The sequence below is a fragment of the Jeotgalibacillus sp. 10bf12 genome (genome assembly GCF_055597105.1).
Window position 1 is genome coordinate 1,355,704 of sequence record NZ_CP200276.1, and the last position, 17,987, is coordinate 1,373,690.

The 17,987-nt window shown below is 45.0% G+C and carries 21 protein-coding genes; 15 read left to right on the plus strand and 6 right to left on the minus strand.

Annotation, left to right across the window (positions count from 1 at the left end):
• Nucleotides 1-101: 101 nt before the first annotated feature.
• Nucleotides 102-473, plus strand: coding sequence for a sulfurtransferase (locus tag DH10bf12_RS07085; protein ID WP_471737814.1), 372 nt, complete (start codon nucleotides 102-104; stop codon nucleotides 471-473).
• Between the two features lies 1 nt (nucleotide 474).
• The gene (locus tag DH10bf12_RS07090) at nucleotides 475-771 is read left to right on the plus strand and encodes a rhodanese-like domain-containing protein (RefSeq protein WP_471737815.1); all 297 of its coding nucleotides are present in this window, start codon (nucleotides 475-477) and stop codon (nucleotides 769-771) included.
• A 226-nt stretch (nucleotides 772-997) separates the two neighbouring features.
• Here DH10bf12_RS07090 and DH10bf12_RS07095 read toward each other — a convergent pair whose 3' ends face one another.
• Both DH10bf12_RS07095 and DH10bf12_RS07100 read right to left on the minus strand, forming a co-directional pair.
• Complete coding sequence (locus DH10bf12_RS07095) at nucleotides 998-1,954, minus strand: D-2-hydroxyacid dehydrogenase (protein ID WP_471737816.1); 957 nt, start codon at nucleotides 1,952-1,954, stop codon at nucleotides 998-1,000.
• Nucleotides 1,955-1,956: 2 nt separating this feature from the next.
• On the minus strand, nucleotides 1,957-2,463 hold the full coding sequence (locus DH10bf12_RS07100; protein WP_471737817.1) for a metallophosphoesterase family protein: 507 nt from the start codon (nucleotides 2,461-2,463) through the stop codon (nucleotides 1,957-1,959).
• Between the two features lie 82 nt (nucleotides 2,464-2,545).
• On the opposite strand from DH10bf12_RS07100, the gene DH10bf12_RS07105 reads away from it, so the two are divergent.
• Both DH10bf12_RS07105 and DH10bf12_RS07110 read left to right on the plus strand, forming a co-directional pair.
• Nucleotides 2,546-3,265, plus strand: a complete 720-nt coding sequence (locus DH10bf12_RS07105) for a GNAT family N-acetyltransferase (protein WP_471737818.1) — start codon at nucleotides 2,546-2,548, stop codon at nucleotides 3,263-3,265.
• Nucleotides 3,266-3,333: 68 nt separating this feature from the next.
• On the plus strand, nucleotides 3,334-3,882 hold the full coding sequence (locus DH10bf12_RS07110) for a YtxH domain-containing protein (RefSeq protein WP_471737819.1): 549 nt from the start codon (nucleotides 3,334-3,336) through the stop codon (nucleotides 3,880-3,882).
• Nucleotides 3,883-4,010: 128 nt separating this feature from the next.
• Here the strand turns inward: DH10bf12_RS07110 and chrA are convergent, their stop codons facing one another.
• The 3 genes from chrA to DH10bf12_RS07125 form a co-directional block, all read right to left on the minus strand.
• Entirely contained in the window at nucleotides 4,011-5,180 is a 1,170-nt protein-coding gene (gene chrA / locus DH10bf12_RS07115) for a chromate efflux transporter (protein WP_471737820.1), read from the minus strand.
• A 13-nt stretch (nucleotides 5,181-5,193) separates the two neighbouring features.
• Nucleotides 5,194-5,502, minus strand: coding sequence for a PadR family transcriptional regulator (locus DH10bf12_RS07120; protein ID WP_404407344.1), 309 nt, complete (start codon nucleotides 5,500-5,502; stop codon nucleotides 5,194-5,196).
• Nucleotides 5,503-5,850: 348 nt separating this feature from the next.
• Nucleotides 5,851-6,159 carry a DUF3243 family protein gene (locus tag DH10bf12_RS07125; RefSeq protein WP_471737821.1) on the minus strand — a complete coding sequence of 103 codons (309 nt, stop codon included), beginning with the start codon at nucleotides 6,157-6,159 and terminating at the stop codon, nucleotides 5,851-5,853.
• Between the two features lie 176 nt (nucleotides 6,160-6,335).
• Between DH10bf12_RS07125 and DH10bf12_RS07130 the strand changes: the two genes are divergently transcribed.
• Together DH10bf12_RS07130 and DH10bf12_RS07135 are read left to right on the plus strand one after the other, a co-directional pair.
• The gene (locus DH10bf12_RS07130) at nucleotides 6,336-7,358 is read left to right on the plus strand and encodes a ThiF family adenylyltransferase (RefSeq protein ID WP_471737822.1); all 1,023 of its coding nucleotides are present in this window, start codon (nucleotides 6,336-6,338) and stop codon (nucleotides 7,356-7,358) included.
• Nucleotides 7,359-7,489: 131 nt separating this feature from the next.
• Nucleotides 7,490-8,617, plus strand: a complete 1,128-nt coding sequence (locus DH10bf12_RS07135; RefSeq protein ID WP_471737823.1) for an MFS transporter — start codon at nucleotides 7,490-7,492, stop codon at nucleotides 8,615-8,617.
• Here DH10bf12_RS07135 and moaC read toward each other — a convergent pair.
• Nucleotides 8,614-9,114, minus strand: a complete 501-nt coding sequence (moaC, locus tag DH10bf12_RS07140) for a cyclic pyranopterin monophosphate synthase MoaC (protein ID WP_471737824.1) — start codon at nucleotides 9,112-9,114, stop codon at nucleotides 8,614-8,616. The two genes, DH10bf12_RS07135 and moaC, sit on opposite strands and share 4 nt — an antisense overlap.
• Nucleotides 9,115-9,174: 60 nt before the next feature.
• Here moaC and DH10bf12_RS07145 point away from each other — a divergent pair, with 60 nt between their 5' ends.
• The 9 genes from DH10bf12_RS07145 (at nucleotide 9,175) to DH10bf12_RS07185 (ending at nucleotide 17,946) form a co-directional block, all read left to right on the plus strand.
• The gene (locus DH10bf12_RS07145) at nucleotides 9,175-10,431 is read left to right on the plus strand and encodes a molybdopterin molybdotransferase MoeA (RefSeq protein ID WP_471737825.1); all 1,257 of its coding nucleotides are present in this window, start codon (nucleotides 9,175-9,177) and stop codon (nucleotides 10,429-10,431) included.
• The gene (mobB, locus tag DH10bf12_RS07150; RefSeq protein WP_471737826.1) at nucleotides 10,425-10,940 is read left to right on the plus strand and encodes a molybdopterin-guanine dinucleotide biosynthesis protein B; all 516 of its coding nucleotides are present in this window, start codon (nucleotides 10,425-10,427) and stop codon (nucleotides 10,938-10,940) included. Before DH10bf12_RS07145 ends, mobB begins: the two co-directional genes overlap by 7 nt.
• Nucleotides 10,933-11,382, plus strand: a complete 450-nt coding sequence (locus tag DH10bf12_RS07155) for a molybdenum cofactor biosynthesis protein MoaE (protein WP_471737827.1) — start codon at nucleotides 10,933-10,935, stop codon at nucleotides 11,380-11,382. Before mobB ends, DH10bf12_RS07155 begins: the two co-directional genes overlap by 8 nt.
• Nucleotides 11,379-11,609 (plus strand): MoaD/ThiS family protein, encoded by a 231-nt coding sequence (locus DH10bf12_RS07160; RefSeq protein WP_471737828.1) that lies wholly within the window; start codon nucleotides 11,379-11,381, stop codon nucleotides 11,607-11,609. The genes DH10bf12_RS07155 and DH10bf12_RS07160 overlap by 4 nt, the downstream gene beginning before the upstream one ends.
• A complete protein-coding gene (gene mobA / locus DH10bf12_RS07165) occupies nucleotides 11,606-12,214 on the plus strand; it encodes a molybdenum cofactor guanylyltransferase (protein ID WP_471737829.1) in 609 nt (202 codons plus the stop codon). Before DH10bf12_RS07160 ends, mobA begins: the two co-directional genes overlap by 4 nt.
• Nucleotides 12,201-13,208 (plus strand): GTP 3',8-cyclase MoaA, encoded by a 1,008-nt coding sequence (gene moaA, locus DH10bf12_RS07170; protein ID WP_471737830.1) that lies wholly within the window; start codon nucleotides 12,201-12,203, stop codon nucleotides 13,206-13,208. The genes mobA and moaA overlap by 14 nt, the downstream gene beginning before the upstream one ends.
• 15 nt (nucleotides 13,209-13,223) lie before the next feature.
• Nucleotides 13,224-13,730, plus strand: a complete 507-nt coding sequence (locus tag DH10bf12_RS07175; RefSeq protein WP_471737831.1) for a MogA/MoaB family molybdenum cofactor biosynthesis protein — start codon at nucleotides 13,224-13,226, stop codon at nucleotides 13,728-13,730.
• Between the two features lie 552 nt (nucleotides 13,731-14,282).
• Entirely contained in the window at nucleotides 14,283-17,246 is a 2,964-nt protein-coding gene (gene fdhF, locus DH10bf12_RS07180) for a formate dehydrogenase subunit alpha (protein WP_471737832.1), read from the plus strand.
• Nucleotides 17,239-17,946 (plus strand): helical membrane plugin domain-containing protein, encoded by a 708-nt coding sequence (locus DH10bf12_RS07185; RefSeq protein WP_471737833.1) that lies wholly within the window; start codon nucleotides 17,239-17,241, stop codon nucleotides 17,944-17,946. Before fdhF ends, DH10bf12_RS07185 begins: the two co-directional genes overlap by 8 nt.
• The last annotated feature ends 41 nt before the right edge of the window (nucleotides 17,947-17,987 follow it).

The following is a 17,987-nucleotide window of genomic DNA, read 5'->3' on the forward strand; positions in this document are numbered from 1 at the left end:
GTATAGAAGAAAAAAGGGTCAATACGCAAAAACTTTCCGCTTGACTATATGCCCCTGGGGGTATAATATAATCAATGTAAACTTTAAGAGGTGGTGTTGGAGTGGAATTTTTACTCATTGCAGCAATTGTCATTGCACTTATTTCAATTTATAAACGCTATGCCCCGGTAGGCGGTGTTGAATGTGTACCTGAAGAACAGATGGATCAGTCAGAACTCATCGTGGATCTGAGACCATACAACGATTCAACTGTAAAAAGATACTCGCCGTTTCAGCATATTCCTTATGCTTATCTGAAACGATTTTATAAAGAATTGCCAAAAGAAAATATTTATGTCATCGCTTCAGACCAGGTAGACCTGAAGCTTGGCATCCGGTTTTTAAAAAGTAAAGGCTACCAGGTAAATAAAATGACATTACTTCAACAGTCTCAGGCTGGAATGATCAAATTAAAAAAATGTGGAGGTTACTAAAATGAAATCAATTATGCCAACAGAAGTGGAACAAAAGTTGAATGGAAACGAAGAACTTCAAATTCTGGATGTAAGAGAAGCGGAAGAAGTGAAGGGTGGTAAAATCCCTGGCGCAATGAATATTCCACTCGGCCTGCTGGAATTCCGTAAGCAGGAGCTGGATAAATCTAAAGACTATATCGTAGTTTGTGCATCAGGCGGCCGCAGCACAATGGGTACGCAGTATCTTGAAGGACAGGGTTATAACGTAACGAATATGTCAGGCGGAATGATGAACTGGCAGGGGAAGACTGAATAATTTTGATTAAAAGCCCGAGACAAATGTTTTGGGCTTTTTTATCGTTTCACTGCGCTTCAGGCGGACGCTTTCCGCGGCCGGGCGGTGAGCCCCTCCGGCTTCGCCGTATGGTCTCACCTGTCTCTTTCCGCCGCAGGAGTCGCCGCCTTCCGCTCCGTTACACTAAAGTTAATTCATTAAGCGGTATTCAATTTCGATCATAAGGTTTTAACGATATTAATCGTTTTTAATACCCTTTTTGATAATCCACTTCATTCACACTCAGTTTTTTATCTTTTGTAAAGGACTTCAGGTTAGGAATCAGGATCTCCTTAATCACGCGGTCATTATAATATTCAGTCGATCCGGCCGTATGCGGTGTGATGATGACGTTGTCCATTTCCCATAGCGGGCTTTCTTCAGGGAGTGGCTCTGTTGCAAATACGTCGAGTCCGGCACCGGCGATTTTTCCATCTTTCAGCGCATGAATCATCGCTTCTTCATCGATAATTTCACCGCGTCCGATATTGACGAGAAAGCTTTCAGATTTCATCTTGTTAAAAGTTTCTTTAATAAAGAGATTGTTCGTTTCTTTTGTCAGAGGCAGTGTGATGACTACATAGTCTGCTTCAGGCAAAATGTCATGAAGCTGATCAAGCTTATACATCTGATCAAAGTACTGTTCTTGTTCACCGCTCCTGCGGAATCCTGCAACTTCCATTCCAAATGCTTTGGCGATTTTCGCTGTTTCTTTTCCGATAGCACCGGCACCTAAAAGGGCAAGCTTCTTTCCGTGCAATTCAAGTTTTAGGCCTGCGTGATGCCATTTTTTCTCCTGCTGCTGACGTGTGTATGTATGAATATGTCTCGTCCAGCCAAGCATCAAGGCAAAGATCGTTTCAGCAATCGGGAAAGCGTGTACGCCGTTTGCACTGGTCAGTTTAATCTTGTGCTTTTCAAAATCTTCAAGTGGATGGCTGTCTATGCCTGCACTCCATGATTGAACCCATTCAAGGTTTTCAGCATGATCAAGGTAAGGGGTCATCGCTTTTTTCCACCCTGCCACAACGGATGCATCCTTCATATGAGGACCCCATTGTTCTTCATCTTTTCCTGTTACAATTTCCCAGCCTGGTGCGGCATCTTTTGCTGCACTTAGCAACTCGTCTTCAAGGTCATGCGCAATAATCATCTTTTTTTCCATGTTCATTCCTCCTGTATTTTACTGTCATAATAGATAAATTCCACATTTAATGTCTCTTCAATCGTTAATACAACAAAAGAAAACTGTTGTTGCCTCCTTTTATCTGTGGGAGAGCCCGGGTTTAATACATAAAGTCCATCGATTGTTTTAAAAGACGGGATATGAGAATGCCCATAGATGAGCAGATCAATCTGTTCATTTGAGAAAGCATCAATCGCTCTTTTTTCAGTGGTGTTTCCTTTACCGTGTCCGTGAACCAGGCCGATTTTATATTTCCCCGCTTTGATGATCTGCTTTTCGGATAGCATTCGGATGACATCTTCATGATCTGCGTTACCGTATACACCTCTGACCGGAGCAAACTGTTCGAGTTCATGGATAACGTCGATTGTGTTAAAGTCCCCTGTATGAAGAATCAGCTCAGCAGACACTAATTCTTTTAATAGACGGGGTGGAAGGGACTTAGCCATCCTGGGCATGTGTGTATCTGAGAGAACAATGATTTTCAAATCTTTCACACCTTTGATTTTTACGTGTTAAACTAACATTAATTATCAATCAATTCAGAAGGAACGTAAAGGAGATCAACTTATGGAGCTATATCAGGGAGAAGCTGTTCGGAAATCTGACAACGTGAAAATAAATTACGTGATGCGACAGCTGACAGACAATCAATTTGATGAATTTAAATCTTTTCAGCATAAAATTGTAGCAGGTCTTGAAGATCAGGTAACACTTCAGCCGCTGACAGATGAAGAAATTCAATATGTCCTGGGTGAAGGGGGCATTCTGATCGGGGTATATGTGGAAGAACAGCTGATTGCTGTTCGTGCATTGCTGTTCCCTGGAGATGATGAAGAGAATCTCGGCCGGGATCTTGGTCTTTCATATGAAGAGCAGATGAAGGTCGTCCATCAGGAAATATCACTGGTGGATCCGGATTACCGGGGCAATGGTCTCCAGCAGACAATGGCTAAAGTGATTATGCAGGAACTTAAATTCACTAGTCCATTTTTTGAGCACATCTGCTGTACAGTCTCACCAGCAAACCTTCCGAGCATGCGCGATAAGTTCAAACAGGAAATGATTGTTGCTGATGTGAAAAATAAGTATGGCAACATGCCACGTTATATTTTCTACAAACCGCTTAAACACAAGCTGTTTGTCGATAAAGATTCCTATATTTTTGTCAGAACCGATAAAGTTGAACGACAGAAAGATTTCATGGCTTCAGGCTACGTGGGCGTTGGAATCAGCAGGACTCCACTTGGTGTGTGGCTTGCAATGGCAAGACTAAAAGAATCAGTCTGAATGTTTAAATGAATATCAGAAGGGTAGAATCCTAAATATACAAAACATCATTAGGAGGCTATTAAATCATGGCGCAAAATTACAATTCTAAAAATGAAGGCAGCAGCAAATTATTAATGGGCGTTTTAGTCGGAGCAGCAGTTGGTGCAGCAATCGCACTACTGGACACAAATACAAGAGATCAGGTGAAAACAGGAAGTAAAAACATCGGGTCATCTACGGGCGGCTTCGTACGCAACGTAAAAGACAATCCTGGAGAATTCAAAAATGATCTTTCAGGTCGTTTCCAATCAGCTGTTTCAACTTTAAAAAATGCAATGACTGAAGCACAGTCATTATATGAAAAAGTAAACGAAGACGTTGTGCCACAAGTGGAATCAATCCGCGAAAGTGCATCTGAAATCGTTGATACAGCGAAAGAAGCGACTGAAGACGCTAGAGATATCGGCGGGCAGGTTGCAGATGCAGGATCTGAAGTTAAAGAAGGCGTTTCTTCACAGGCAGGATCAACTGACTCTTCAAACGACTCAGTTGTCCAGCTAAATAAAAAGAGTCAAAATACAGTGGATGCATCACCTCAGGGAGATATTCCGGGTGAGCTAGGCCGCGATAAATAATCATTAAAAAAGGAATCGCTCAGGCGATTCCTTTTTTTAGGCGTTAAAGTAGAGACAGAGTTCAGTGCATCACATTTAGCATCATTACAAAAATGAATCAGTTAACTCTGTCCCCGATGTGTCGCTCTTTATAGAAACAACAACCCTGCAATAGCACCGGTCAACACAACAACCCAGGGTGGAAGCTTCCAAAATACTAGCATACTGAAAAGGAAAGCAGCTAGTACAAAGTGAATCGGCTCTAAAATAGAGCTTGTCCAGATCGGGAAGTAGAAGGCTGAGATTAAAATGCCGACTACTGCTGCGTTAACGCCCATGAAGGCTGCTTTCATTTTCGGGTTTGTTCTGAGGGCATTCCAGAATGGAAGTGCTCCTAAGATTAACAGGAACGCTGGAAGGAAGATGGCTGCTGTTGCGAGCAACCCGCCCTGCCAGCCGCCGATGACTGCACCGATATAAGCAGCAAATGTGAACAATGGACCTGGAACTGCCTGCGCAGCACCATAACCAGCAAGAAATTCTTCTTCAGTCAGCCAGCCTGTCGGAACAAATTCCCGTTCAAGTAAAGGCAGAACCACGTGTCCCCCGCCGAATACGAGTGAGCCTGAACGGTAAAAGCTGTCGAACATTGCAATCCAATTTGCTGTCGTTATTTCCCGGGCAATAGGGAGAACAGCAAGTAAAACAAAGAACAGCGTCAGAAAGACTGCACCAAGCTTTTTAGATACAGGGAAAGTAAATGACGGATTTTTTTCTGATGTATCACCTTTGAACAGGAAGAACCCTGCAATACCGGCAATGACAATGACAACTACCTGACTGATTGTTGTCTGCCACAGTAATGTAACTGAAAGGGCAAGCAGTGCCATTGCTTTACGCTGAAGATCAGGCGTCAGGTTCTTTGCCATGCCCATAATGGCATGCGCTACAACTGCTACGGCAACAATTTTCAGTCCCTGCAGCCAGCCTGCATCTGCAACGTCAAAGCTTGATACAATCATGGCAAAAATGATCAGTACAATAACGGATGGCATCGTAAACCCGATAAAGGAAACGAGTCCTCCGAGCAGTCCGCCCCTCATCACGCCAATACCGATTCCAACCTGTGAGCTTGCAGGCCCAGGGAGAAATTGACTGAGTGCGACCAGGTCGGCATAGGTTTTATCTGACATCCATTTTCTTCTTTCGATATATTCATCTCTGAAATAACCAAGGTGAGCAATCGGCCCGCCGAAAGAGGTTAATCCGAGACGGAGTGAAACAAGTAAGATTTCAAGTAATGATCCTTGTCTTTTCATTTGAATCTCCCTTCTAATCTTTGATTTCCTTAAAGAGTTCGTACGCTTTGCTGCGCGCTTCTTTCAACACTTCTTCACCACGGGCAGTAGCGGTATAGTATTTTCTAATATGACCGTCGACTTTCCGCTCTTCTTTTAGCAGAAGGCCGTCTGCTTCCATTGAATGAAGAATAGGATAGAGTGTGCCGGCACTGATTTCATAGCCGTGCTCACGCAGTTCTTCTGTCATCCAGGCGCCGTAAATCGGGTGCTCTAGCGCGTGATGAAGAATATGAATTTGTATAAAACCAAGAAAAAGTTTACGCAGTATTTTGTCATCCATACACATATCCCCTTTATTGAAATCGCAAACCGATATCGGAAATCGATACCGTCATTCTAGCAGGGGGATGAGCGGTTGTGAAGGGATGGATATGGATCTTAACATTAACTTTACAAAGTAGTGTTTTGACTTGTGTGGGAAAGGTGGAATGTGTTTTGAGGTATATATGTAACAGGAAATGCGGAGAAGCGATTCACCACCCCCGGGAATTGGTCCACCTCCAGGCTTTATTAAATCACTAATCCATCTAATTAAACGCTGCCATCAGCCTGCAGTCGGGCTGTTGGGCAGGAAGTCAGCATAAAAAAGCCCCCCGCACTTCACATGCGGGGGGACCTGCATTCTTACTTAGTTGGTTGATTGCGCCAGTCTTACTAGTAAATGCGCGAGCTGGTGACGCTGTTCTTTATCGCCAAGCTTCCATAGTTCCTGAAGAAGCTTTTCTTCACGGTTACGGGGTTCTTCATTTTTAGCCAGGTAATCTCCGACTCTTTCAGCACCTTTTGCAAGTGCTTCTTCGCCGAGGCCCAGTTTTTCGCCTTTGGATACCTGATCGCCTAAGTAATCTTTAAAGCGGTCGAAGCTCTGTAAAATTTCTTCTTTCTTTTCAGGCTCTGTATGACGTGCTTCTTTTTCTACTTTGTTTTCGATATCCATGATAAAACCTCCTGTAAAAATTTACTTAATGTTCTAGTAGATGGTTTCCCGGGTCACATTCTTTTAAACATCCTTAAAAATAAGAATTATATGAATTCTTAAGCCGTTACCTTGTCGTAACATGCAATAACTGCTATCTTAGTAAAAAACTAATTTAAATGAAGGGGGCGGATCAGTTGCAGCAGGACCGATATTCACGACAGGAGCTTTTCAAGCCAATCGGGTCTCCGGGCCAGGAAGAACTCAGCCGGAAGCATGTACTCGTTATCGGCGCTGGTGCGCTCGGAACAGGGGCTTCAGAAGCGCTGGTAAGAGCCGGTGTTGGAAAAATAACCATTATCGACAGAGACTACGTTGAATGGAGTAACCTTCAGCGACAGTCTTTATATAGCGAAGAAGATGCGCGCAGGAAAATGCCTAAAGCGATTGCTGCTAAATACAGGCTTGAGCAGGTGAACAGCTATGTGGAGATCCAGGCAATCGTAGCAGACATTACGTATGAGGATCTGCTGAAATATGCAGAGAAAAGCAATTTAATGATCGATGCAACCGATAACTTTGAAACGAGGTTTGTCATTAATGACGTTGCACAAAAGTTGGCACTTCCGTGGATTTATGGTGCCTGTGTCGGCAGTACGGGGATGAGCTTTACTGTCGTACCTGGTATTACGCCATGCTTTAACTGTCTGTGGGAAACCACGCCTCCAACAGGACAGACATGTGATACTGCTGGCATTATCAGTCCGGCTGTGATGATGGTGACGGCGCACCAGACAGCGGATGCACTGAAAATCCTGACAGGGAATGCTGACGCACTCAGCGGAAAGCTCGTGACATTTGATGTCTGGCAGAACGATTATCAGGCTGTCGGCGTGTCGAGGCTAAAAAAAGCAGAGTGTCCTTCTTGCGGGGAAAACCCTACCTATCCATATTTATCAATGGAAACAGCAATGAAAACAGCTGTATTATGCGGAAGGGATACCGTACAGATCAGACCAGCTGAAAAAAAGAGTGTAGATCTAGGGGATTTACATACGATCTTTTCAACACAGGGACTTCCTGTTCAATACAACCAATTTTTAATCAGTATCACTTTTGATCCTTACAGAATGGTGATCTTTAAGGATGGTCGTGTACTGATTCATGGTACGAGTGATAAGAAAGAAGCTAAAAAAGTCTATCATAAAGTCTTTAACTGAAAAAAGCGGATTCCTAAATGTAACCAGGGGGATCCGCTTTTTATAATGGTTTTAAAAGTGCTGAGTTTTCACAAACTGATTAAGGGAATGGTAAGATTAACTCATAGTAAAAGCAGAAAGAAGATATGACCATGACAAAGATCATTTACTTTATCATTATCGTGACATTTATCGATACATTTATTCAGCTTCCGGTGATGACACCTTACGCAATCAGTCTTGGTGCTTCTGAGACGATGGCAGGGCTGATTATTGCTGTTTATTCAGCATTGAATGTCGTTGGAAATATAGCAGGCGGTTATGCAGTGGACCGATATGGCAGAAAGCCAATTCTGGTGATTGGTACAGTGCTTTCTGCGGCAGTTCTTTTATTTTATCCATTGGCGCAGGATGCAGGACAGCTACTTATCGTCAGAGCAGTTCATGGTGTGGTCAGCGGTCTGTTGATCCCATGTGTATTTGCAATTGCAGGTGACTACGCTGCGAAAAGAAGCACAAAACCGATGGCCTATATAGGTGCCGGAATTGGCAGCGCGGCAATTTTGGGGCCTGCAGCAGGCGGCATTCTTGCAGCTAACGGTTTAACGGATGCTGTGTTCTATTCAGTAGCGGTTCTTTTTACAATCTGTATCTGGCTCACCGTGAAGTATGTATCAGAGTCTTTCAGGGAAAGAGAGAGAAGAATTGTTACAGGGGCGCCGATCATGGAGCTCCTGAAGCATAAAAAGCTTCAGCAGGCATCACTTGCGGCGTTTGCTTTGATGGTCAGTAACGGTACACTGGCATTCGCATTACCATTGAAAGCGGAGGATCTCGGGCTGACACAGGCCTCCGCCGGCATCTGGTTAAGTGTGTTTGGTATCACTGCAGTGATTATTTTCGTGACAAAGCTGAATAAGATTTATGACCTTTATACGTCAGAAAAACTGACAGCAACAGGGCTGATTACAATTGGTCTGATCCTCGGCCTGATTCAATGGATCACGCTGCCTGTGGTTATTCCGGTGCTGATGTTTGTTTACGGGATTGGGTTTGCTTTGATCTTCCCATCAATGAATCAGATGGTGACGGATATGTCTAATAAGGCAACAAGAGGGAAGGCGTTCGGTATTTTTTATTCCTTCTTCTCAGGAGGTGTAGTTGCGGGATCGAGTTTAGCGGGTTTTGTCAGTGAAAGAGCAGGCCTCCCATTTACAGGCGGCGCTGCTTTGATTCTGACAGTCAGCCTGATCTTCATTGCGATTGGCAGACTGCGTTAAAGTTTCATCTCAGGGCTTCTGTCACGCTTGAAGTCACCGTTTTTTCCACCGGTCTTCTCAGCAAGGAAGGTTGGTCCGATCACCATTCCCTTATCAGAAGCTTTACACATATCATAAATCGTCAGTGCACACACTGAAGCAGCTGTGAGTGCTTCCATTTCAACGCCTGTGCTGCCTTTTGTTTTGACTGATGCTGAAATCTTCAGCTCATAGCGGGAAGTAAGATCCCATTCAAAGGACAGGTCAATCCCGCTCAAAGAAAGCGGGTGGCACATCGGAATAATCGTTGACGTCTGCTTGGCAGCCATAATGCCGGCTACCTGAGCAACTGCAAGGACATCACCTTTTTTTGAGGTGCCATTTTGAATATGCTGATAGATCTCTTCATTTACAATGATGCTTGAATGCGCTATTGCGATTCTGGCAGTTTCCTGCTTTTCAGAAATATCGACCATTCTGGCGCGGCCCTGGTCATTAAAATGTGTTAAATCTGACACTACAATCACCTCATACGATTAATATATCCATTGTAGCATGACATGAAAGGAGCGGATAACATGATAGAACAACGAAAACCAATTACCGTTGCTGAAGCAGTGCAGCGCGTCATTGAAAAAAAAGTCTTTTCCAAAACTGAAAAAGTACATATTGATAAAGCGCTTGGCAGAAGGCTGGCAGAGGATTTAATCGCCACACATCCGGTACCCCCTTTTGATCGTTCTCCGTATGACGGATTTGCGGTCCGCTCAGCAGATACCGAAAATGCTTCAAGAGAGAACCCGCTTGATTTCAAAGTGACTGAAACAATTGGTGCAGGGGCTGTGCAAAGTGTAGCGGTCGGAGAATTTGAAGCCGCACGCATTATGACAGGCGCGATGATGCCTGCTGAATGTGATGCAGTAGTCATGCTTGAACTGACGTCAGAACCTGAACCGGGTGTGGTGAGGCTCAAACGTACGTTTAAAAAGGGCGATAATATTTCGTTTCAGGGTGAAGATGCCGAAGAAGGGACAGTGCTTGTTGAAAAAGGAGCTGTCATTAATCCGGGTACGATTGCACTGCTTGCGACCTTTGGATATGAATACATAACTGTAGCGGCTAAACCGGTTGTCGGCGTACTTGCGACCGGGTCTGAGCTGCTTGAAGTAAATGAACCGCTTGAGCCCGGGAAAATCAGAAACAGCAATGCACTGATGTCAGCCGCTCAAATCGAAAGAGCCGGAGCGGAAGTGAAAATGCTCGGTAAACTTTCCGATGACCTTGAAGCCTGCTTTGAATCAGTAAAAGCAGCGCTGAGTGAAGTGGATATTCTGATCACAACAGGCGGCGTATCTGTCGGGGACTTCGATTTTCTGCCGGAAGTCTATAAGCGGCTTGAAGCAGAGGTGTTGTTTAATAAAGTAGCGATGCGCCCCGGGAGTGTAACGACGGTTGCCCATAAAGACGGTCAGTTTTTATTCGGACTCTCTGGAAACCCTTCCGCTTGCTACGTCGGCTTTGAACTCTTCACAAGACCGGTGATTCAGCAAATGCTTGGGAATCCAAAGCCACACCTGCCTTTAGAAGATGCCGTGCTCGGAGCAGATTTTACAAAACCGAATCCCTTTACGCGTTTTGTAAGGGGAGCGCTCACGATTAAAAATGGCCGGCTTGAAGCGAGTCCATCCGGGTTTAATAAATCAAGTGCGGTCAGTTCACTTGCTGCAACAAGCTGTCTGATCGTTCTGCCTGGTGGAACGAGAGGTTTTACAGCAGGGGACCATGTGAAAGTAGCGCTTCTTGAAACGTCTGAAAGCAGTGACCTGCCTTGGTAGCACCTGTATTGCAGGTCGTTGGCTATCAGAACAGCGGGAAGACGACGGTGATTAACCATTTAGTGAAGGCAGCTGCAGAGAGCGGTTTGAAAGCAGGTACGATTAAACATCACGGTCACGGCGGTGCGCCTGACTATCAAAATTCTGAAAAAGACAGCAGCCGGCACTTTCAGGCAGGTGCTGCAATCAGCGCAGTAGAGGGCGATGGAGCAGTTGTGATAGAGTCGGATAGCGGGTTGTCAGATTTAGAGAATCTGCTCACTTTTTACAGTACCCTCCCCCTTCATGTTATCCTTGTAGAAGGCTATAAAAGAGAGTCTTACAATAAAATCATTGTCATTCGAAATGAAAAAGAATTCGCACTGCTTGATCAGTGCAATCATATAAAAGCCGTTATTACCGGTGTGCCAATTGACCGTCCGGATCTGCAGGTATTTACATTTCAGGACGTATCGGGATATACAGGCTGGTTTAGAAACTGGTTAAAGGAGGGACAAGCCGATGTTTGAAGTTACATCTGAGCCGTTATCGATTGAAGCGGTTTCACAGAAAGTAGTGCGTCCTGAGGCAGGAGCAGTCGTAACATTTACAGGAACAGTCCGGGAGTTTACAAAAGGAAAACGTACGCTTTACCTGACCTATGAAGCCTATGCCTCTATGGCAGAAAAGCAGCTTAAGAGAATTGGAGATGAAATCGCTTCACGCTGGCCTGATGCTGTAACAGCGATCTCGCATAGAACCGGAAAACTCGGAATCTCTGACATAGCAGTCGTGATCGCGGTTTCCACACCTCACAGAAAAGATGCATATGAAGCAAATGAATATGCGATTGAACGTATTAAACAGATCGTGCCTATCTGGAAGAAAGAAAAGTGGGAAGACGGTGAGGAGTGGATAGGTGATCAGCTCGAAACCAATGCCGGGATCCCTCATAAGGAGGAAATCAAATGATTAAAGTAAACTGCTTTGCTCACCTGAAAGAGCTTGCAGGTGGTAACCATATAGAAATTGACCGTCAGGAAATGACAGTAAAAGAACTGCTCGAAGAAGTGCAGAATCAGTATCAGATTCAGTCTGACAGTATTCTAGTGGCAATCAATGAAGAATATGCGCTCCCTGAAGACCAGGTGACAGAGCGTGACACAGTGGCCCTGATCCCTCCGGTAAGCGGGGGATGAAGGTACTTGGAGCTGTCATGGCCGGTGGGGAGTCACGGCGATTTGGCCGTCCGAAAGCCTTAGCCACCTGGGAGGACAGCCGTTTTTATGAAAGAGCTGTGAATGCCCTTGAGTCTGTCTGTGATGAAGTTGTGCTGTCTGTCAGAGAAGATCAGCTGAATGATTTTCATGACTTTACCGGGAGACTTGTGACAGATCTTGCGCCATATCAATCGTGCGGACCGTTAGGCGGATTGTATGCCCTCATGTCACAAACCGATGCTGACATCTTAGTCACGCTGCCATGTGATATGCCGTTATTTGAGAAAAAGGACGCTGAAAGACTGCTGGGTGCTTTTAGTCAGCATCAGGCACTTGTTCCATCAGTGGGTGGCAGACTGCAGCCGCTATCAGCCATTTACTCCTATAGCTGTCTGCCAGTGATTAAAGCGCAGCTTGAAGAAGGAAACTTCCGTATGAGAAGCTTTTATGATCAGATTGACTGGTCGGAAGTTCCGCATCACAAACTCGGAATCAGTGAAGAAGCCTTCAGTAACATTAATGACCAGGAGGCTTACAGGCAACTAGTTCACGCACAGAGGAGGACAACGGATGGAACCGATTAAAGATTTTTATCAGCGGCCGCTGCATGATATCCGGATTTCCGTTACAGACCAGTGTAACTTCCGGTGCGGATACTGTATGCCGGCAGAAATATTCGGCCCGGACTTTGCTTTTATGCCAAAAGAGCAGTATCTGACTTTTGAAGAGATTGAGAAGCTTGTCAGAGCCATGAGTGAAATGGGCGTTGAAAAGGTAAGGCTGACTGGAGGAGAACCGCTCCTCAGAAAAGATCTGCACGAACTGATTGAAAAGCTCACTGCAATTGAAGGCATTAAGGATATCGCACTCACTACAAATGCAATGATGCTGCCAAAGCTTGCAGGAAAGCTCAAGGCTGCCGGACTGCAGCGTGTGAATATCAGTATGGATGCGATTGAAGAAGACGTATTTAAAAAAATGAATGGCAGAAACGTCAGCACAAAGCCTGTGATTAGAGGAATCGATGCAGCACTTGAAGCAGGACTTGAAGTGAAGATTAATATGGTCGTGCAAAAAGGTGTAAACGATGATCAGATTCTTCCAATGGCGCGCTACTTTAAAAAGCGGGGCATTATGCTCAGGTTCATTGAATTTATGGACGTCGGCAGCACAAATGGTTGGAAAATGTCATCTGTCGTCACAAAAAAAGAAATCATTCATCTGTTAAATGAAGAATTCGAAGTAGAGCCTGCTGATCCGAATTATTACGGTGAAGTGGCTGACCGCTATATTTATAAAGGAACGGATACCAACGTTGGCGTGATTTCTTCTGTGTCTGACTCATTCTGCTCAACCTGTACACGTGCAAGGCTGTCAGCAGACGGTAAAATGTATACGTGTCTGTTTGCAACAGAAGGGCACGACCTGAAAGAAGCGGTACAGACGAAAAATCACCCTGAACTGGTTGAAGCTGTATCTTCAATCTGGCGTGTACGGAAAGACCGCTACTCTGACGAAAGAACTGAAGAAACAGCGAAAAACCGTCCAAAGATTGAGATGTCTTATATCGGCGGCTAAAGGAGCTGAAATCATTTGCATGAAGAACATAAAAAACAGGCACCACGCTCAGTTGCCTGTAAAGTCATCACAGTGAGTGATACGAGAACAGAAGAAACAGATAAAAGCGGTAAAAAAATGAAAGAGATGCTTCAGGCATCCGGTCACGAAATTGCTGCTTATGAAATCGTCACAGACGAAATCATCCTGATTCAGCAGGCGGTCAAAGCCGGTCTGATGGATGAAGGGATCCAGGCAGTGCTCATTAATGGAGGAACCGGATTAGCTGCACGGGATGTCACGATTGAAGCGGTGACGCCATTATTTGAAAAAGAGATTCCTGGATTTGGCGAGTTATTCAGGTTTTTAAGTTACACAGAGGATATTGGTTCAGCGGCAATGATGTCACGTGCTGTAGCCGGTGTTGCCGGCAAAACAGCCGTCTTCTCAACGCCAGGGTCAACAGGCGCAGTGAAGCTTGCCATGGAGAAGCTGATTCTGCCTGAGCTCGGACATGTAATGCGTGAATTGAATAAGGATTAGCATGGAACCGTGGCCCTGGGCCGCGGTTTTTCTTTTTGGCCGGGGGAAGTTGTCGATGTTTCGTGCTGAGATGTTTCTATTCCCGTCTGAGTTGTTGCGATCCCCCAGGAAGTTGTACCAATCCCCCGGGCGTGCGGTAGCAATCCAGACTGAAGTTGTACCAATCTGCCCCAATCTTCTGTATGCTTCACAAGCATAATGATCGCACGCACTCTCTTCATGCCCTTAAGAAACAAAAGACTTTTACTTAAGGGCATGAAAAGGGATTCGTTTTGTGCAGATGTCGGTGTTTCATGCCGAGTTGTCGCAATACCCCGGGGATTTGTACCATTCCCCCCGGGCGTGCGGTAGCAATCCCCACCGGCTGTGTGTCAATCTTCAACGCTCTACTCCTGCACCCGCCACCAAAAAATTTGTCGAAAATATGTCTTTTTTTAGAGAATCTAGTTTTACGAAAGATTCAAAAGGGTATTTATGACCAGGTGCGAAAACTGAATATTGTTATAAGAAGCTGTTTTCTCAGCAGAAATCCATTACGGGGGAGAGATCGATGTGTCAGGTCAAATTAACGTAACGATTAACGGCAAAACGGCTGTAATCAGTGAACATTTGTCTGCAATGCAGGCATTAGAGGATCACCAGACTGAAGTACCGTCTGTTTGTTATCACCCAAGTCTCGGAGCGATTGAGACGTGTGATACGTGTATTGTGAAAGTGAATGGTGAGTTTGTCCGTTCATGCTCTACACAATTGAAAGAAGGGGACGCAATTGATGGCGTGTCAGCAGATGTAAAAGAGGCACAGGTCGTAGGGATGGACAGGATTCTCAGAAATCACGAGCTGTATTGTACAGTTTGTGATTATAACAATGGTACGTGCGAAATACATAACACCGTCAAGGATATGAAAGTCAATCACCAGAGCATGCCATTTGAAGACAAGCCTTATGAAGTAGACGATTCAAACCCGTTTTACCGCTATGATCCGGACCAGTGTATTTTATGCGGACGTTGTGTTGAAGCGTGTCAGGACGTTCAGGTAACAGAGACACTGACAATTGACTGGACACTGAAAAAGCCCCGTGTCATCTGGGATAAAAACTCCAAGATTAATGAATCTTCCTGTGTGTCATGCGGCCACTGTTCGACAGTCTGCCCATGTAACGCAATGATGGAAAAAGGAATGGAAGGAGAAGCAGGATTCCTGACGGGTCTTGCGAAAAACACCCTCCGTCCGATGATAGAAATTACGAAAAATGTCGAAACCGGTTATGGTTCAATCCTTGCAATTTCTGATGCGGAATCAGCTATGCGTGAAGACCGTATTAAAAAGACGAAAACAGTCTGCACTTACTGTGGAGTCGGCTGCAGCTTTGATATCTGGACAAAGGACCGTAAAATCCTTAAGGTCGAGCCTTCAGTTGATGCACCTGCAAACGGAATTTCTACGTGTGTGAAAGGTAAATTCGGATGGGATTTCGTCAACAGCGAATCAAGAATTACGAAACCTTTAATCCGTGAAGGCGATGCATTCAGAGAAGCTGAGTGGGATGAAGCGCTGAATTTGGTTGCTTCAAAAATGAAAGAAAATAAGAAAAAGAATGGTGCAGATTCAATGGCATTTATCAGTTCTTCAAAATGTACAAATGAAGAATCATATGTGATGCAGAAGCTTGCGCGAGGTGTAGTTGGTACAAATAACGTAGATAACTGTTCAAGATACTGTCAGACACCGGCAACAATGGGTCTATTCAGAACGGTTGGTCACGGCGGAGATTCAGGCTCAATTACTGATATTGCGCAGGCTGGACTTGTACTGATCGTCGGATCGAATACATCTGAATCCCACCCGGTTCTTGCTACACGTGTAAAACGTGCCCATAAGCTGCATGGTCAGCGTTTACTCGTTTCTGATATCAGAAAGCATGAAATGGCAGAACGCGCGGATCTGTTTTTCCAGCCAAAGCCGGGATCTGATCTTGTCTGGCTGTCAGCTGTAACGAAATATATCGTTGATCAGGGCTGGGCGGACGAAACATTTCTGAATAACCGTGTGAATGGACTGCAGGAATACGTCGACAGTCTTGAGAAATTCACACTGGATTACGCTTCAGAAGCAACCGGTCTATCAAAAGAAACGCTGATTCAGATTGCTGAAGAAGTGCACAATGCAAAAACCACATCAGTCCTTTGGGCAATGGGTGTAACGCAGCACTCAGGCGGAAGTGACACGAGTACAGCGATCTCCAACCTGCTCTTAATTACAGGTAACTACGGGAAGCCTGGCGCAGGAAGCTATCCGCTGCGCGGTCACAATAACGTTCAGGGAGCAAGTGACTTCGGCAGTATGCCTGACCGCTTCCCTGGCTATGAAAAAGTGGCTGATGATGAAGTCAGAGCGAAATACGAAAAAGCATGGAATTCAACAATCCCTGCTGAACCTGGTTTAAACAATCACGAAATGATAGATGCAATCCATGACGGCAACCTGAAGATGATGTATCTGAAGGGTGAAGACATGGGGATTGTTGATTCTAATATCAACTATGTGCACGAAGCATTTGAAAAGCTTGATTTCTTCGTCGTACAGGATATCTTCCTTTCAAAAACAGCTGAGTTCGCAGACGTTGTACTGCCGGCAAGTCCAAGTCTTGAAAAAGATGGCACATTTACAAACACTGAAAGACGTGTACAGCGTCTGTATCAGGCACTTGAGCCGCTTGGCGATTCAAGACCTGACTGGGAGATTATTCAGGATCTTGCAAACCGTCTTGGTGCAGATTGGAATTACACGCACCCGGGTGAAATCATGGAAGAGGCTGCATCACTTGCACCACTTTATGCGGGTGTTACGTACGAGCGTCTTGAGGGCTATAAGAGTCTTCAGTGGCCGGTCGCTGCTGATGGCACTGACTCACCGCTTCTGTTCCTAGAAGACTTCCCGTTCCCGGATGGAAAGGCAAGGTTGTTCCCTGTGGACTGGACAAAGCCGCTTGAATTTGACGAAGAATATGATATTCATGTCAACAATGGCCGTCTGCTGGAGCATTTTCATGAAGGAAATATGACATACAAGTCAGAAGGAATTGCTTCTAAGACACCTAACGTCTTCCTGGAAGTATCTGAAGAGCTGGCAAAAGAAAGAGGTCTGGAGGATGGCACACTTGTCAGACTGACCTCTCCATATGGTGCAGTGAAGGTTGAATGTCTCGTGACGGATCGTGTGAAAGGCAAAGAAGTTTATCTGCCAATGAATGATAACAGTGAAGGTGCGATTAACTTCCTTACCAGCTCACAGGCTGATAAAGACACAGATACGCCTGCATATAAGGAAATCAGCGCAAAAATGGAAGTGCTGAAGGTGAAAGGTGAGAGGCCAATTCCAAGAACGAATCATAGAAACGGAAATCCTCAGCCGCAGCTTGGCGTCAGAGTAGATAAAAAGTGGGCGCGTAAAGATTATGTGTTCCCTGGAGACCTTGTTAAACTTCGGAAGGAGGCGTCTAAGCGTGGCTAAAGCGACGAAAGTCATTCACCGTATGGAAATCAGCGAAGAGGAAATCCGTCAGCGTGATTTAGAGGAAATCAAAACAAGACTTCTTGAAAATAAGACAGCAATTCATGAGATTTTTGACTTGATTGAGCACCTGCAAAAAAGAGGAGTGCTTGATATGGGCACCTCACTATTCGCACAGGGTGACAAAGTCCTTGATGTGATCGTGAAAACACTTGATTCTAAGGAAACAACAAACAGCATTAAAAATCTCCTGCTGATGGTTGGTACACTTGGCACACTGAATGTTCAGCAGCTCGAACCACTGATTCTGAAAGTGAATGCGGGTATTGCCAAGGTAGCAGAGCTGGATGAAAAGCGTGAACAGGAAGGGTACTTTACCCTCCTGCGCTCGCTGAATGATCCGGAAGTAAAGCGTGCAATGGCAGTAGGAGCGGCATTTTTAAAAGGGCTTGGTGTAAAGCAGGATGATTATGAAAGAACGACGCAGAAGCCTGAGGATCAAAAAATGGAAGAAGATAATGAATCAAAAGAAAACGAAGACTGGAACGGTGATATTTTCACGACTGAATATCACGAGCTTAATGGCGGCCCTTCTCCTGTCAAAAAAGAGTCGCGTTCCTCCGTTAAGAGCAGCTGGCTTGTACCGGCAGGACTTGCGCTGGCCGCAATTCCGCTCTACTTCTTAAACAAAAAATCATAATTCAAAACCCCGGGTACTCAAGCCCCGGGGTACAAACTGAG